Origin of the sequence: Aquiflexum sp. (genome assembly GCF_041749095.1) — a bacterium.
Lineage (GTDB): Bacteria > Bacteroidota > Bacteroidia > Cytophagales > Cyclobacteriaceae > Aquiflexum.
The window spans coordinates 1-16,932 of sequence record NZ_JBGTCA010000116.1 but is presented as its reverse complement, the minus strand read 5'-3'; the positions used below and the strand labels follow the sequence as shown (position 1 = coordinate 16,932).

Genomic DNA, 16,932 nt, shown 5'->3' with positions numbered 1-16,932 from the left:
CTTACATAGCAGTTGGACTTTTCCATCTGTCACCAATTCATAAATTCCGTTTTTGTGATGGATAAAACCTGGATTTTCCTTCAATCTGATAAAATGAGTAAGAGTCGGCTCGAACAAGGTAAATGAGTTGATTTTATCACCCTGGATCAGGGTCTTTTTCCTGTGTACGGGATGGAAGGTGATTATCTGGTCTTTTTGGATATCATATAACAAGGGCACATTCTCATAGGACAGTCCATTGAGGGTGATGTTTCCCATTTCAAAATTTTTGGTAAATAAAAAAGGATTTCCTTCTATATGGTGCGGGGGGTCAACATAATAGCCTCCACTGATTACCTCTTGGTGAAAAGGAATGTTTTGGGTATAGTGTGGCTCTATTTCAGGCTGCATTTGAGCAGGTGAATATCCAACAACACATAAACTGATAAGAACAAAAAAATACAAGGTTTTCATAGGTTTTTGGGCACTTCTAAATTCGACTGACAATATAACAAAATAATTAGGTGTCAAACTTCTTCCTTTTATTATTTATATAAATGGTTGAAAACTTTTTTGATATTGAAGTAATTTTAAAAAATTAAGATGAACCGTATGGGTACGAAACTACATCAGGATCTATTTCATTATATCATTTAAATCCAAAACTGTGACTTCAAGAAGAAATGCCATCAAAACCCTGGGGCTGGGTGCAGGAGTCTTTTTAACTGCGGATTTCGCCCATGCTGCAGACCGCAAAGAAAGCCAATTCAGTTATTGTCTCAATACGAGTACGATCAGTGGGCAAAAACCCGGACTAAAGGGATATCTGGATATTGCGTCCAAGGCAGGGTATGATGGGGTGGAGCTATGGATCAGGGATATAGAGGAGTATTTGAATGCGGGGAATTCCCTTGCCTCCCTCAAAAGCTATATCCGGGATTCAGGCTTACGTTTTGAGAATGCCATTGGATTTGCGCCATGGATGGTGGATGATGATCAAAAAAGACAAGCCGGATTTGAGCAGATGGAAAAGGAGATGGAGATCTTGGCGGAATTGGGCTGTAAGCGGGTAGCTGCGCCTGCTGCGGGAGTTACAGTCCAATTAGATCTGTTCAAAGCAGGGGAGAGGTACGGTGAATTATTGGACCTTGGAAGGAAAACAGGGGTGATGCCACAATTGGAGTTTTGGGGAGCTTTTCCTTATTTCCACCATCTGGGGCAGGTTTTGATGGTGGCAGCAGTGGCCAATGATCCGGATGCAAGGATTCTGCCGGATGTGTACCATCTTTATAGAGGAGGTTCCGGATATGATGGTCTAAAGATGTTGAGTGGGGATCTGATAGAGGTTTTTCATATGAATGATTTTGTTGATACCATTCCAAGAGAAAAACAGGAGGACAAAGACCGGGTGTATCCCGGAGACGGAGCGGCACCTATGAAGCAAATCCTAACAGATATCAGGAATATGGGAGGAAAAAAAGTGCTATCATTGGAACTTTTTAACCGTGATTACTGGCAGCAGGATGCCCAAAATGTGGCTAGTTTGGGTTTATCTAAAATGAAAAAATTGGTGGAGGGAATTTGAAGTTACTGTTGTTTCAATCGGATTTTAATTCTTAAATGTAATGATGAATTTGGTCCCTATATTAACCTGACTTTCAACACTGATATCTCCACCAAGACTTTTAATATGATTATGTATTAGGTATAATCCTATGCCTTTACTATCTGGACGGCTATGGAATTTTTGATTAATCCCGAAGATTTTATCCTTTACTTCATCCATATCAAAACCAAGACCATTGTCTTCAAAAAACAATTTCTTTTTACCATTCTGAATTGAGCTAGTAATCGAAATGACTGGAGCAACATCAGGTTTTGCATATTTGATGGAGTTTGTGATCAGATTCAGAAAGATACTTCCCATGTAAGCATCATTGAATTCTATTTCTTTTAATTCCTCAAAATCTTCCGTAATAGTTGTTTGAGAATTCTTGATCAATGAGGGGATAGATTTCAATACTGAATCCAATGCATCTTTGAAAGATATTTTTTCTATCTCCTGACTTTTTTTATCCTCATCGTACAAAATATCTACATAATTATTGAGCGTCTCTTTCAGTTTGTCACTTGATGATTTTAGGACCTCAATTAATTTCAAAGTCCTAGGATCCTCAATTTTTGATGGATCTAAAAGTTTGAAAATGGAAATGAAATTATTGACAGGAGCCCTAAGGTCATGGGTAACTGTATAGGAAAGGTTCTTTAGTTTTTGATTAATGTCCGTCAAATTTTGTAACAAAAGATTTCTCTCTAATTCCAAACTTTTTTTAAGTGTAATATCTTTAGCAATGGCAAAGATCAATTGTTCATTTTCCAAATACATGGATGTCCAGGAAAGCCATACTGTTTCACCGTTTTTGGTGAGATACCTGATTTCAAAATTTAAGAGTGGATGGCTCTTCATAAGTTTTTTTCTTGCTTCCGCAGTAATATCCTTATCCTCAGGATGAACAAAATCATTGATAGGGCTGGCAAATAATTCCTCTTTGGAATAGCCCAATAGAGTCGAAACGGCAGGGTTTATTCTTTTAAAATATCCATCGTATCCCGCAATGCAGAACAGATCCGGAGATATATCAAAGAATATTTCAAGTTTTTGAAGGATTCCTTTTTCCGAGTGGTACGTACTCATTAGAAATTAAAATTTGAAAGCTTGGGATGATTTTTAGGTGCTGAGCGGCCTGTTGCGGTCAAGTTATAAAAAAAAAAGATTATCATCTTTCAAAATTGTTATTTTTTGAATTTTAAGTGGTAAGATGAAAACTTGTGTGAAAATTTTCCACAAAATTCAATAAAAAATAAAAGCATATACCATCACCGAAATAAAAGCCAGAACAGGACCGAGCAAAATCATCATCAAGCCACCGGGCCTGAAGCTTTTTTGTCCGATCATCCCTGTAGAAAAGGAAATGGCATTCGAAGGTGTTGAAACTGGCAACAACAAAGCGCAGGAACAGCTTAACGCAACTATCAAAGGTACAGCGAAACCCCAAATACCGGGAAGTGAGAGTCCAAGTGGGACCAATATTGAAGCAGCCGCAGTATTGCTCATGATATTGGAAATCATTACCGCGATGATGGAAAATACAATGGCCACTCCGATCATTGGGATAGGTAAAAGAGTGATTTTTTCCATGATAATATCAGTCAGCCCCACATCTACCATGGCAATACCCAAAGCCAATCCTCCCGCAACCAGCATCAGCGTATCCCAAGGCAACCTCCTTACATCCTCAGCTTTGATTACCTGGAAAAGGGTCAGTAGGACTATTGGAATTGCCGAAGTGGCTGCAATAGGAATCCCGTGGAGGGGTTCTGTCAACCACATCGATATGGTTACAAACAAAGTGAAAATCACGGCATTTTTTTCAAAACCTTTTTTTAGGTTAGATTTTCCAACCAATTCAGTAAGGTCAAGGACAACATTTCCCAGATGAAGCTTTTTGGTCAAAAACTTCCAAAAAAGGTAAACTGATACCATTGCTACAGGGACACCAAAAATCATCCATTCGATGAAAGTAATATTGATGCCTTTTTCCTGCAATGCGCCTACAGCTATGGCATTTGGGGTGCTTCCTATGATGGTTCCCATGCCTCCAAGGGTCGCTGCAGCAGGAATTCCGATCAACAGGGCTTTGGTGTATTCCGAATTTTTGCCCATTAACCTGGCCAATGGTAAAATGGAAGAAATCATCATGGCTGTAGTCGCGGTGTTGGACATCACCATACTGCCGACCGCTGTGGTCAGCATTAGACCTAAAAGCAATCTGTTTGGGTCTGATCCAAATTTATCAAGGGTGAACTTAAACAGTGCCCTGTCCAACGAAACGATACTCATCCCCTCTGCCAAAAAAAATCCCCCAAGCAACAACCAGATGACATTGCTGGTCCAGGTGCCAAGGTACATTTCAACGGGGGTTTTCTGTCCTTCAAGGATAAAATCTGTCCCAAAACCAAATAACAATCCTGCAATGATGAATATACCCACCGCAAATGGAGGAATTGCCTCCGTGACCCAAAGCCCAACTGCCAAAACTCCTAAAAAAAACACATAATTGACATCATCCTCATATCCTAAATTTCTGAAGAATGAGGTGATGAAAAATGCCAGAATAAAATTCCCGGTAAACGTGGAGGTAGCCCAAATCCAACCTGATTTGAGCTTTCGGTAAAGCCGGATTGAAGCCCTTCTAGAGTCGTTGTAAGCCATGTAAAAAGTAGCTTGATTGATGTCGCGGGTAAAAATATAAAATTAAATCTAGTTGAAAGACTCATTTCTTTTTAATTCAAAGAACAAACTAAAATTATTTAGATTTGACTTCCTTTTCCGGAATAGTCAGGGAAATTAATAAAACATTAACTATGAATCAGACTCCTCTTGCAGAACGCATGCGGCCAACCCGATTGGAAGAATTGATCGGGCAGGAACACCTTTCAGCACCGCATTCATTTTTGCATAAAGCCATCAAGAGTGGGAATGTCCCCTCATTGATTTTGTGGGGACCTCCAGGGGTGGGAAAGACGACCATAGCCAACATCATTGCCAATGAAATTAAAGCTCCCTTTTATACATTGAGTGCCATCAGTTCGGGCGTGAAGGATATCAGGGAAGTCATAGACAAAGCAAAATTCCAGATGGGAGTGGTGCTTTTTATAGATGAGATCCATAGGTTCAACAAATCACAGCAGGATGCACTTTTGGGGGCTGTTGAAAAAGGAGTGATCAGATTGATAGGCGCCACTACTGAGAATCCATCTTTCGAGGTCAATGCTGCACTACTTTCCAGATGTCAGGTGTTTACACTGAATTCCTTGGGCAAAAAAGAACTTGAAGCCATGATCCATCAGTCCTTGGAAAAGGATGTTTTTTTGAAAAAGAAAAAAGTCGAATTGAAAGAAACAGAAGCACTGTTGAGACTTTCGGGAGGAGATGGCAGGAAGCTGCTCAACCTATTGGAGATAGTAATTGATGGCATCAATGAAGAACCTTGCGTCATAGATAATAAGATTGTCATAGAAATAGCCCAACAGAAAGTAGCTTTATATGATAAATCAGGTGAACAGCATTATGATATCATTTCGGCTTTTATCAAGTCTATCAGAGGTTCTGATCCCAACGCAGCTGTTTACTGGCTCGCAAGGATGATAGAAGGAGGTGAAGATGTGAAGTTTATTGCAAGGCGGTTGGTGATTCTTGCCTCAGAAGATATCGGAAATGCCAATCCAAATGCACTGCTTTTGGCGACAAATTGTTTTGAAGCAGTCAAGATCATCGGATATCCCGAATCAAGGATCATACTTTCGCAGTGTGTGACCTATCTTGCAAGTTCGGCAAAAAGCAATGCTTCATATATGGCCATCAATAAAGCCCAGGAAGTGGTAAGGGAAAAGGGAGATTTATCCGTGCCCCTTCACCTTCGGAATGCTCCTACCAAATTAATGAAAGACCTCAATTACGGAAAAGAGTATAAATATGCCCATGATTATGAAGGTAATTTTGTTGCCCAGGAATTCCTTCCTGATGAAATTAAAAACCTGAAACTTTATGAACCAGGCAATAATTCAAGGGAAAATGAATTGAGAAAGTTTCTAAAGGAAAGATGGAAAGGGAAGTATGGGTATTGAGAAATATGAATATCCGATTATCTATTTGCATAAGTTTCCTATTTGGCAGGAAGACAGGAGACAGAAGACGGAAGACTGGCCCCAAAATTATCGGGCCAGAAATTTGGAGTTTGACAAAATATTCGAAGGTTATGACGGTAACATAAAGCACTTTCTGACTAAGAAGTTATCCGACCAATTGTCTTTTGATTTTTCTGGCGAGGTCTATCATGTCATCCAATTTGGTATAAACAATTGATTTCAGATTCAGTTTTGTAGTTACTTTTTCCCCAATAAGGCTGTTTAGCATTTGGAGCATCACCAAGGAAATATCCTTATAATGTTTTCTTTGGAAATGACCGAGGTCGGAAATCAGGTGTGATTCGTGCGTGATGATTTTTCGGATGTCCAACAGATGTGTGTTTTCACTTTCCGAGATAAATTGGTCCATAGCCTTGTTCATCTCATGGAACCTTTGGTACATTTCTTCTCCAAATTCATGAAAGCTAAGTTTTACTTCCGGGCAGTTGATCAAGATAATGGGAATATGGAGAGGAATGTTCTGCCTGATTTCATGGAGATTTTTGATGAATTTTTCGGTGGTGATTCTGCCAAGTCCCATGAACTGTTCAGAGAATTCACGCAGGAAAGGTTCATTGATATTGGTGACTTTTCTGCCGGAAAAGAATTCAACGATTTTATCCCTGTCATTTTCATCAGTAAAGTCATTTCCATACCCTCCGTAGGAAATCAGGAATTTGTCCTTTTTATGTTCATAAACATGATGTTCATAATCCATTCTTGGGTTATAGACAAGACAATCATACGTGAAATCAAAAATGCCCGAGTCAAAATATTTATCATCTAAAAAAGGCAACATAGGATGGTTGAGAAAATTTTCTTTTTGAGTTGCTGAAAATTTCAGTCCGGCGAGGATGGTTTCTGTATGGGAAGGTCTTACAGGAATGTTTTGATCGGTGTTATAATTGACATAAAGTTTGACTTCAATGTTGTTGCGTTCGAGGTAAAAATACATTTGGTCATATTCGCACCCACCTGCAAATAGTATCTTGGTTGTGCCTGTCCCGTTAATCTTTTTCCTGTTGTCAATACTGTCAATATTAAAATTGAATTCGGATATCCAATCAGGATGGGAATGATCAAGATTTTCGGCAATCTCCGGGACAATCTCCAATTCCGGAAAATTATACTTCGCATAGATATATTGAGGAATTCCAAGGTTAAGGATACGGCAGGAAAAGACAAAGTGATTGAATTTGTTTGCAGCGGGGTCATAACTGTAAAATCCTACGATACCGTAATCACCATACCTGTCTTTAGCCCATACGGCTGCATTTTGAAGGGTCTCGTCAAAGAGGAGGTTCCCGACTTCCTGATCGTCCAGCCTGATTTTGGTGAAATTTAGCTGATTTGCCCTGCCTATCAGTTCAGTAATCCTGTCTTTATATTTTATAGGCTTTTGGATTATATTAATCTGAATATTGGAATCCTTCAAAAACTCCCGGTTACTGTCATAGCTGATTTTGGCCATGGCTTTTTTCTCCAGGACCTTATATTGTTTTAACCTGCTTAACTCAAGGTCTTCTTTACCTTTAAAAGCAGGATGTAGGAGAATCTCCGGGATAAAATCCGGTGTTTTGGTATGTATGTTTGCGTTGTGAAACTTGGCTTCATTGAGGTTCGTTGGGTTGTCATCAATGAACAGCACATTGGTATCTCTGAGTTGGCAATTCTCTATAATCTGCTTGATAAGTATTCCTTTCGGATTCCACTCAATCGCCGGAAATACAAAGTAATCCCATATACCAATTTCAACCAATTTGGATTTGGCCATCTCAAAATCATTTTTTGAAACAATGGTATTGATGATTCCCCTTTCGGTAAGTTTTTTGACGGTTTCCAAATTTTCTTTGATGGGAGTAATGCTTTCCTCTGAAAGTGTTCCTTTCCAAAAAGTCTCATCTAAATCCCAAATCACAAGTTTAATGCTATCCATAATTTTACTTTTTCAATAATAATTACATAACAAATGAATATATTTTCAAATGCAAAAAAAGTATTTAATATATAAAATCGTTATTTTATAAATATTGTTTCCTCATTTGGCACCCTAAATCTCTTTCCATAAATCCCATCAGGCAATCCTTTACCACAGCCAATGATCATCGAAATCTCTGCGCCTTTGGGTAGGTTTAATAATTTTTTCACTCTTAATGAATCCATTCCTTCCATGGGACAAGTGTCATAACCTTCGGCTTTCATTGCATACATAAAGGTCATACCGGCCAAAGCGGCACTTTTATGTACAGAAACCCTAATATCGGTTTCAGAAACTTCTCTGATCATGGGTCTTTTCAATCCAACGAACCAAGCAATGAGTTGTTTTAAGAATGACCACAAGGGATATTTTGAATATAATCTTGGTATAAGCTTGCCATAATAGGCAAGGGCTTTTTTTTGTTTGCTTTCCGGTGAATTTTTGTAAGTCTCCTTGATATATTCCTGATTTGCTTTTGTCCGGATTTTCCATTTGTCCCTTCTAGTGACCACGACCACCAACTCCCTGGCAGTTGAGGCTGCTTTCTGTTTCATACACAATTGATCCAAAGGCTTTTTTAAGGCGGAGGATTCCGGAATCCTATAGAATTCCCACAGTTGCAGGTTGCTGCTGTTCGGTGCCAAAGTGGCCGCCTCAAGACATTTTTGGACAACCTGATGATCAAAAGGGCTTTCTTGGTCAAATATTCGAACTGACCTCCGGGTCTCGACGACATCAAAAAATCCTAGTTCCTGTATATTTTCATTCATTTGGTCAATTTTATTTTTGTTGATTCCTCCACTTATTTAGTTTTGACTATCTTCAAAGTCAAAAATACATTTTATATCCTGTTTCACTTTATTATTAGCTTATGGTTTTACAATTTATCAAACTGGAAATACTGAAAAGTATGCGATCCACAGCCTTTGCAAAAAGTGCCTTGGTAGCAATTTTTCTGGCATTTCTCGCTGTGGTGTTGCTTGCTTATGTATTCCTGATGGGGCTGGTTCTTAAGCAGGTCATTGAAAAAGGATTTGAAAGTACTGATGCCTATGCGACGCTTAGTGGGGTTTTGATTTATTTTTTCCTGTTTGAATTTATGTACAGGTATTTTGTTCAGAAACTTCCTGTGATTGAGTTGGAGAGATTCCTCCATCTACCCATCAAGAAAAGCATGATTATTCATTTCCTTTTGGGACGGTCTTTTGTTTCTCCTATGACCTTGATTGCACCACTGTTGTTTGTTCCATTTGCAGTGCAGGAGGTTGCTACTAGGTTTGGTACTCCTGCAGCTTGGTCATGGATATTGTGTATTATGTTTACCAGTTGGTCCTTGCATTGGCTGATGCTATGGTTCAAGCAGAAATTTGAAGATAGTGTTACGGGTATTGGGGTGGTTTTTTTGGTTTTATTGCTTGGTGCTGGATCCAATTACCTGGGCTGGTTTAATTTGGGAGATATCATGAAACCGGTTTTTGATTGGTCATTGACTAGCTTTATTCCTGTATTGGTGATGTTTTTGGTATTTTTGGGACTACATCGATTGGCATATACATACTATTATAATAATGCATACCTCGAGGATCTCACAGAGAATGAAGATGTCCGCTTTGTCAATCAGGAGTTTGGTATCTTCAACCGATTTGGACTGGCCGGAGAATTGGCCAATCTGGAATGGAAACTGATCATCCGTCACAAGAAAAGCAGAACCTATTTGATGTTGGCAGGGTTTTTCCTGTTGTATGGTCTGATATTCTATGCCAATCCACAATATTCCACCGAGGAAGGCTTTTCACACATGTTTGTCTTTGTCGGCTCATTTATTACCGGGATATTCATGCTGCAATATGGTCAACTGTTTTTAAGCTGGAACTCTGCAAACTTTGATTTTTTCCTTCAAAAAAGAGACGGAGTGGAGGGTTTGATCAAAGGAAAATATCTGCTGGTTATCGCCACTTCCTGTTTGTGTTTCCTATTGTCAGTCCCATACGTGTTTTTTGGATGGGATATTTTACTGATCCATATCGCTACCTTTTTATTCAATATGGGTGTGATTATGCATATGGTGATTTATTTGTCCCTTTGGAAACCAAAACCTATGGACCTGAATAAAGGTGCCATGTTCAATTATGAGGGAGTAGGTATCGCACAGTTCCTGATGATCATTCCGATGTTCATGGCTCCATACATTATTTACCTTCCCTTTGCATTATTGGTCAATCAATACGTAGGGCTACTTGCATTGGGAATTATTGGTGTGGTTGGCATTTTAGCTTTCCCTTATCTTTCTAATTTACCTGTGCAAAGAGTACTTAATAATAGATATGAAATTTCATCTTCATTTAGACAAGAATTATGATAAGTGTACAAAACCTTAAAAAACAGTATAAAGAAGTAGTAGTGCTGGATGTGGAATCCATTGAGATTCCCAAATCTGAATGCTTTGGATTGGTAGGGAATAATGGTGCCGGTAAAACCACGCTTTTCAGAATCATGTTGGATTTGGTGAGGGCTACTTCCGGTAAAGTTTTTATTGACGGTCTTGATGTCAGCAAAACCGAAGAATGGAAGGCCAGGGTAGGTGCTTACCTCGACGAACATATGCTTTTGTCCTATCTTACCCCTGATGAATATTTTGAGACGTTGAGAAAAATTTACAGGCTTTCGGAAGAAGACCTCAGGTTGCATCTAGAGAATTTCAAAGACCTGTTCAATGATGAGATTTTGGGAAAAAAGAAATATATCAGAGACCTGTCTAAAGGAAATCTAAAAAAAGTCGGGATTGCAGCGGCCCTGATGGGCAATCCTGAGGTCATTCTGCTGGATGAACCATTTGAAAACCTCGACCCAAGTTCCCAAATTAGATTGAAGAAGTTGATTCTCCAAGAAAAGGAGCGGTCTCAAATTACTTTTTTGATCTCATCCCATGACCTCAACCATGTCACTGAAATCTGTGATAGAATAGTATTGTTGGAAAAAGGTAAAGTGATCAAAGACCTGAAAGAAAAGGAGCTGATGATGTCAGAATTGGATTCCTATTTTACAGGTTGATGTATCCGAATTCTTCCGTCTCCTGACTTCCGTCCATTTTCAACAAACCGCTTTTTCCATATAAATAAAGGAAATTCACCATTCCCTCAATCCGAATGAAAATTTGTCTCGTAGATAGGTTTTCATTCGGATTTTGTTTTGGTTTTCAGGCCTTTCCCTGCTAGCACCAAAAGTAATTTTGAATGATATCCACATTGAAATTTTACTTTGTAAAAAAAATATTTGAAAAAGTATTTGTTTTTTAAATATATAAAAATGTAATTTGTATTGTTATAATTGTTGTATAAGTCAATAATTAGTGATTTCGGTTCAGCTATCTCGCTGATGATATTAATAGTGTGAATTTTTAAGTAACAAAATTAAACTTGTTTAAAAATGATGAAATATTTAATCAAATTGGAAATCAACGGAATTGAGTTCCAAGTTAAAACTCTCGCAGGTAGTGAAAGAGAAGCAAAGGATAAAGCTTGGGATGTAATTATAGAAAGAACATCTTTTATTTCTATTCGTCCCGAACCATTGATGGAAGTAAACCGCAGTTTCACCCAAAAAATGGTAACAGGATTTAAAAGTGCAATGTTGTTGTAAGTAAGTAGTAATATTTTTTAAATTAAACATCCGGGAAGTCTTAAGCTTCCCGGATGTTTTTTAAGTTATAAAATCTCAAAAGATTCCGTTTGATTTAAGGGATTGAAAAGCATAAATTGGGAAGTCGAATATCGTTTCTTTCATTCTCAGCTTGTTCTTTCCCCAATGCCTTCAAAAAATTATAAAAGAAGAAAATTTATCAAAGAATCCACCTTGGCGGTTTTTTCGGGAATTCTTGGTATGGACGTGGTTTTTGGTTCCAATATGCCGGAGGGGTATATCCCCGTTTTGTTGCAGGACCGGGAATCTTTGAAATCTTTTGGAAAAAACTCTGCTCTGATTGTGCTCAACGACAAACCTTGGAATGTTGAGACTCCGGCCCACTTACTAGATGACAAGATTACCCCGGCGGATAAGATGTTTATCCGCAACAACGGACTTTTGGCTCCAAAAACCGATCCCTCAAACTGGAAACTCACCATTAAAGGTGAATCGGTTTTAAGTGAAAAAACTTACACCTTTCAGGAACTGAAAAGTAAATTTGTTTCTCATACTTATCAATTGGTATTGGAGTGCGGGGGAAATGGAAGGGGTGAGTTTTATCCTCCCACCGAGGGCAATCAATGGGGAGTCGGGGCAGTCCATTGTGCAGCCTGGACAGGTTTGAGACTCAAAGACCTTTTGGACGATGTGGGTATCAAAGCCGATGCAGTATATGTTGGATATCACGGTACGGATGTGCACCTCAGCGGTGACGCCAACAGGGAAGCGATATCCAGAGGTATCCCAATTGGCAAAGCCATGCAGGATGAAACATTGATTGCTTATGCCATGAATGGAAAGGATATTCCAATGGTCCATGGCTATCCCCTCAGATTGGTAGCTTCCGGATATCCCGCCTCTGTTTCAGGCAAGTGGATACATGCCATTTCAGTAAGGAACAAAGTCCATGATGGGTCAAAAATGGAAGCGCCCTCCTATATGGTACCCAAAACTCCTGTGGAACCGGGAGCAAACATTTCGGATGAAAATTTTCAAATTATCGAATCCATGCCGGTCAAGTCTTTGATCACCTTTCCGAAATCAGGGGCTGAATTTGGACTGACCAGAAAACTTGAAATCAGAGGCCATGCCTGGGCCGGAGAGAAGAAGGTCAAATCCGTTTCTTATTCCATAGACTTTGGCAGTACCTGGCAAAGCTGTAATCTGGAATCTCCGGCAAACCGTTTTGCATGGCAGCACTTCAATGCACAGATTCAATTCCCACAGAAAGGATATTATGAAGTTTGGGCAAAGGCCACTGACGATAGCGGAATCAGCCAACCCATGGTGGTTCCCAATTGGAATCCCAAAGGATATCTTAACAATGCCTGTCACAGGATTGCCGTAAAAGTTGTATAGAATGGAAGATGATCAGTGGAAAAAATTGATGGTGGCAATGGCAGGGTTAACGGTATTCCTGCTGGTTATAATGGGCAGCATGATTGCTTTTCTAATTATTCTACATACTAATCCCGATCTGTTTTATTCTCAAAAGGAACCTCCCCAATTGGTTCAGGAAACATTTCAGGAAGATGAATTGATTGAAGATGGAGTCCATATGGCCACAGGGTTCGTGGAGGGAGAGGGACTGATGATGGTGGTCAACAACTGCACAAACTGTCATTCCGCCAAACTGGTTACCCAAAACAGATTTACCAAAGAAGGTTGGATACAGGTAATCCGATGGATGCAGGAAACACAGGGCTTGTGGGATCTGGGACCCAATGAAGCGGTCATTGTGGAGTATTTGTCAAAGCATTATGCACCTGAACCCAGAGGCCGGAGGAAACCGCTGGAGGTGGAATGGTATTCTTTGGAGGAGTGAGAAGTTGGGGAGAAAGGAGAGGCGAGAAGCGAGATGCGAGAAGCGAGAATTAAGACACAAGATTCAAGACGCAAGACGCAAGACACAGGAGGATTCTCATTTATATCATAGAATAGGCTCGGTAAACCAACCACGTTGTGCTCTCAGTTCTTAAACTCTAATTACTACTTGTAAGAATTAATCAAAAAAATATGATGATATGGACTTGGGACTGAAAGGGAAAAACGCATTGGTATTGGCTTCATCCAAAGGGCTTGGAAAAGGAGTGGCTGTGGAACTGGCCCGTGAAGGTGCCAATGTAGCCATCTGTGGGAGAAATCTGACGGCCTTGGCAAAAGCCAAGTCGGAAATTGAAAAATTAAAGTTGGGGAAAGTAATCACCATAGAGGCGGATCTATTGAAAGAAGGAGACAGAAAGCGGCTTTTTGATGAAACGGTTTCCGCATTTGGGTCAATTGATATTCTGGTCACCAATACCGGTGGTCCTGATGCCGGTAACTTTGGAGATTTTGGTTTGGATGATTGGAGGAGGTTTTATGAATCCATGTTTGTCAGTGCGGCGGATATGATACAGATGGTTCTTCCGGGTATGAAAGAGAGAGGGTTTGGCAGGATTCTGACCATCACCTCTGTTTCGGTCAGACAGCCCGTGGACAATCTTATTGCTTCCAATGCAGTCCGTAGCAGTCTGCTTGGCCTGGTAAAAAGCCTCTCCAATGAAGTAGCCCCAATGGGCATAACCATTAATAACATCATGCCTGGATTTACACTGACAGAAAGGTTGACCGGCTTGCTCGAAGGCAATCCAAATGTGGAAAAAATAAAAGATTCCGTGCCGATGAAGCGATTTGGAGAGGTAGAGGAATTCTCTGCGGCAGCAGTGTTTTTATTGAGTGAGCGCTCCAGTTATATTACAGGGCAATCTTTGGCTGTGGATGGTGGGCTGATAAGGGGATATTAGGAAGGATGAAGGTAGAGGGATGAAGGGAGTGAGTAAGGGGATTAGAGCAGAGATGCGAGAGCAGAGTAAGGCCTGAAACCCACATAGAGTGTTTTCAATATTTTTTGATAAAGTTCAGAAAAGAAATTATGTTAATTTACTCTCATTTGGTGGAGACCAAGTTTTTTGAATCATATAATGACACACAAGAGTAACAAACAACTTTACCTTGTCACCTCGACGGTAGGAGAGGTCTAATAGCCAGAATTAGAAAAAAAAAATCCTCCATTGCCGATGTGAGTATTTCCACTCACATCATAGAGGGAATGATTATCTAAAATCCTTTTTTTGGTCATAATTGGCATTATATATTAGATAATTGTTATTTTTAACAAACTTTTAAGATATATGAAGTATTTAGAGTTAAGAGAAGCCCTGAAGTCTTTTCCTTTATTCTCCATTAAGGACATAAGAAAACGTTTTCCTGATTTCGATCAAAGACGATTGGTTGAATGGCAGGGCAAGGGATATATATCCAAAATAAGGAGAGGTTATTACAAGTTTTCGGACCAAAGAATAAAGGAAAATTATCTCTATCATGCGGCAAACTCGATGTATTCCCCTTCCTATGTGTCCTTGGAGAGTGCCTTGTCCTATTATGGCTTAATTCCCGAAGGTGTGTTTATGGTTACCTCTGTTAGCACCAGAAATACAGCCAATCATGAAACTTCCATTGGGACGTTTGCCTACAAACACATTAAGGCCAACCTGTTTTTTGGATATAAATTGATAAAAGAGCAAGATTGGTCTTATAAAGTGGCAGAACCGGAGAAAGCTATTCTGGACTTTTTTTACTTCAAAAACATACAATCTATTGAAGATATCAAAGGGCTAAGGATAAATCCCGATCAGATGAACAAATATTTGGATTTTGATAAATTGGTGAAATATCAAAAAATTTTTAACTCTCAGGTTGTCAATAGAAGATTAGATTTACTAAATATTGAGATCAATGCTTAGCTTAGAGGAAATCCGCAAATTTTATCCGAAAGAGTTAGAAGGTTTTGAGCGTTTTATGCTTCGGGAATACCTTCAATACAAACTGCTTGAAATAATTTTCGAAAGTGCTTATGCGGAAAAATTATGCTTTTTGGGTGGGACATGTCTTCGGATTGTTCATGGAAATTTAAGATTTTCAGAAGATTTGGATTTTGACAATTTCAATCTTTCTTCGGATGACTTCGATGCACTCAGTATTGATATAAAGACCAAACTTCAGTATTTGGGCTATGAGGTTGAAATAAAAAATGTGAAAAGAGGAGCCTACCATTGTTATATTAGAATTCCTGAACTGTTGTATAAAGAAGGCCTGAGCCAATTTAAGGAAGAGAAAATTCTCATTCAGTTAGACACTGAGCCACAAAATTTCAACTATGAGATAGACCAACCCATCATCAATAAGTTTGATGTGTTTACCCAAATAAATTCATGTCCTTTGGATTTACTTCTTGCGCAGAAATTTTTTGCAGTACTCAATAGAAAAAGGAACAAAGGCAGAGATTTTTTTGACATTGTTTATCTTCTTGGTAAAGGCATTAAGCCCAACTATGCTTACCTGACCCAAAAAATAGGTATTCAATCCCCAGAAGAACTGAAACAATCTATTTTGGAAAAATGCAATAAATTAAACATGAAAGAAATGGCCGTTGATGTTCACCCATTTTTATTCAATACCAATGATGATAAGAAAATCAAACTGTTTCCCAAGTATCTGGAGCAGGTAAAGTTGGGTTAGAATAAAATAAAAGGTTATGTATTATTCAGGGAACAGAAATGGTAAATCCACCGAGCTGAGTGTACCGAATATTCCGAACCCACCGCTTACATTTGACAAAATGGTCACTGGCTCCTGAAAAATCTGGTTGGCGTTGCTGTTATCATAAATAGATCTGGAATAATCCATCATGGATTTTGAGATTTTGGATACCCGGATGGATTGTACGTATTCTACTTTTACAGTTTCGTTGGGAAAATAAACTACCTCATAATTCTGAAAGTAATCCGTTGTCAGTAGTAATGTGATTTCCGGGCTGTCAGCAAAGGCTTCATTACTGAAGTAAAGCGCTTTCTTGATACCTGTATCGCCGTAGCAGTTTCCGAGGCAAGTATAATCCTTCAGGAGCGGATTGCCGGAGGCCAGTTTGTACAAGTTGATGATTTCCTCTTTCTGAATATCTCCATTTTTATAATGTTTGGCCCGGATATCCAGGCTGATTTTGTAGTATGCTGTCTGACCCGGATTATTTTTGAGTGTCAGGGTATGCTCAACCAAAGGATTCTGACCGTTGTTTAAAGGGCTGTTTTTAGTATATCGATGATCGCTGACTATGGGCATGGCTGGCATTACCTCAACATCGGTGGTCACCTCAGGCAGGCCGTTAGCCGTCACCGAAATACTGTAAAGGTGATTTTCCCTGGGAAATTGGTCCAACACATATACTCCCGCACCCTCATGGGTCATGGTTCCCAGCAGCGCGTCGTTCTCAAACACCTTTACTTCGGCATAGGCAATGGAATAGAGGGCCCGATCGTAATCGACCCGACTAGGAATGGGAATGGATCTTGTCAGGTCAACGGTCATCGGCTTTTCCTTTTCAAAATAGGCATGCAACACTACCTTGGGTTCCTCCCGGATGATATCTATGCTGATGTCGTCCTCGCAGGAAAACAGCATGAAAGTGAACAATGAGAGATATTGGATCTTTTTCATATCAGAAACTT

The 16,932-nt window shown here is 39.4% G+C and carries 15 protein-coding genes and 1 pseudogene; 10 read left to right on the top strand and 6 right to left on the bottom strand.

Features of this window, described 5'->3' with window-relative positions; genetic code table 11:
- Nucleotides 1-453 (bottom strand): annotated as a pseudogene (locus ACEW8O_RS06330) (hypothetical protein); the annotation flags it as partial.
- A 193-nt stretch (nucleotides 454-646) separates the two neighbouring features.
- Here ACEW8O_RS06330 and ACEW8O_RS06325 point away from each other — a divergent pair.
- Nucleotides 647-1,564, top strand: coding sequence for a sugar phosphate isomerase/epimerase family protein (locus ACEW8O_RS06325; RefSeq protein WP_373493781.1), 918 nt, complete (start codon nucleotides 647-649; stop codon nucleotides 1,562-1,564).
- Between the two features lie 24 nt (nucleotides 1,565-1,588).
- Here the strand turns inward: ACEW8O_RS06325 and ACEW8O_RS06320 are convergent, their stop codons facing one another.
- Both ACEW8O_RS06320 and ACEW8O_RS06315 read right to left on the bottom strand, forming a co-directional pair.
- Complete coding sequence (locus tag ACEW8O_RS06320) at nucleotides 1,589-2,674, bottom strand: PAS domain S-box protein (RefSeq protein ID WP_373493780.1); 1,086 nt, start codon at nucleotides 2,672-2,674, stop codon at nucleotides 1,589-1,591.
- 156 nt (nucleotides 2,675-2,830) lie between these two features.
- Nucleotides 2,831-4,252: a DASS family sodium-coupled anion symporter gene (locus ACEW8O_RS06315; protein ID WP_373493779.1), complete on the bottom strand. Its 1,422-nt coding sequence runs from the start codon at nucleotides 4,250-4,252 to the stop codon at nucleotides 2,831-2,833.
- Nucleotides 4,253-4,404: 152 nt separating this feature from the next.
- On the opposite strand from ACEW8O_RS06315, the gene ACEW8O_RS06310 reads away from it, so the two are divergent.
- Nucleotides 4,405-5,667, top strand: a complete 1,263-nt coding sequence (locus ACEW8O_RS06310) for a replication-associated recombination protein A (protein ID WP_373493778.1) — start codon at nucleotides 4,405-4,407, stop codon at nucleotides 5,665-5,667.
- Nucleotides 5,668-5,833: 166 nt separating this feature from the next.
- Here the strand turns inward: ACEW8O_RS06310 and ACEW8O_RS06305 are convergent, their stop codons facing one another.
- Nucleotides 5,834-7,663: an HAD-IIIC family phosphatase gene (locus ACEW8O_RS06305; protein WP_373493777.1), complete on the bottom strand. Its 1,830-nt coding sequence runs from the start codon at nucleotides 7,661-7,663 to the stop codon at nucleotides 5,834-5,836.
- A gap of 80 nt (nucleotides 7,664-7,743) precedes the next feature.
- The gene (locus tag ACEW8O_RS06300; RefSeq protein ID WP_373493776.1) at nucleotides 7,744-8,475 is read right to left on the bottom strand and encodes a nitroreductase family protein; all 732 of its coding nucleotides are present in this window, start codon (nucleotides 8,473-8,475) and stop codon (nucleotides 7,744-7,746) included.
- 101 nt (nucleotides 8,476-8,576) lie between these two features.
- Here ACEW8O_RS06300 and ACEW8O_RS06295 point away from each other — a divergent pair, with 101 nt between their 5' ends.
- From ACEW8O_RS06295 to ACEW8O_RS06260, 8 genes are all read left to right on the top strand, one after another.
- A complete protein-coding gene (locus tag ACEW8O_RS06295; RefSeq protein WP_373493775.1) occupies nucleotides 8,577-10,064 on the top strand; it encodes a DUF5687 family protein in 1,488 nt (495 codons plus the stop codon).
- Complete coding sequence (locus ACEW8O_RS06290; RefSeq protein WP_373493774.1) at nucleotides 10,061-10,756, top strand: ABC transporter ATP-binding protein; 696 nt, start codon at nucleotides 10,061-10,063, stop codon at nucleotides 10,754-10,756. Before ACEW8O_RS06295 ends, ACEW8O_RS06290 begins: the two co-directional genes overlap by 4 nt.
- 378 nt (nucleotides 10,757-11,134) lie before the next feature.
- Complete coding sequence (locus ACEW8O_RS06285; RefSeq protein WP_373493773.1) at nucleotides 11,135-11,344, top strand: hypothetical protein; 210 nt, start codon at nucleotides 11,135-11,137, stop codon at nucleotides 11,342-11,344.
- A 165-nt stretch (nucleotides 11,345-11,509) separates the two neighbouring features.
- On the top strand, nucleotides 11,510-12,745 hold the full coding sequence (locus tag ACEW8O_RS06280) for a sulfite oxidase (RefSeq protein WP_373493772.1): 1,236 nt from the start codon (nucleotides 11,510-11,512) through the stop codon (nucleotides 12,743-12,745).
- Nucleotide 12,746: 1 nt separating this feature from the next.
- Complete coding sequence (locus ACEW8O_RS06275) at nucleotides 12,747-13,211, top strand: cytochrome C (protein ID WP_373493771.1); 465 nt, start codon at nucleotides 12,747-12,749, stop codon at nucleotides 13,209-13,211.
- Between the two features lie 199 nt (nucleotides 13,212-13,410).
- Nucleotides 13,411-14,172, top strand: coding sequence for an SDR family oxidoreductase (locus ACEW8O_RS06270; RefSeq protein ID WP_373493770.1), 762 nt, complete (start codon nucleotides 13,411-13,413; stop codon nucleotides 14,170-14,172).
- A 387-nt stretch (nucleotides 14,173-14,559) separates the two neighbouring features.
- A complete protein-coding gene (locus ACEW8O_RS06265) occupies nucleotides 14,560-15,171 on the top strand; it encodes a hypothetical protein (protein ID WP_373493769.1) in 612 nt (203 codons plus the stop codon).
- Nucleotides 15,164-15,946, top strand: a complete 783-nt coding sequence (locus ACEW8O_RS06260; protein WP_373493768.1) for a nucleotidyl transferase AbiEii/AbiGii toxin family protein — start codon at nucleotides 15,164-15,166, stop codon at nucleotides 15,944-15,946. The genes ACEW8O_RS06265 and ACEW8O_RS06260 overlap by 8 nt, the downstream gene beginning before the upstream one ends.
- 21 nt (nucleotides 15,947-15,967) lie before the next feature.
- Here the strand turns inward: ACEW8O_RS06260 and ACEW8O_RS06255 are convergent.
- Nucleotides 15,968-16,932: DUF4249 domain-containing protein (locus ACEW8O_RS06255; protein WP_373493767.1), on the bottom strand; the 965-nt coding region annotated here is incomplete at its 5' end.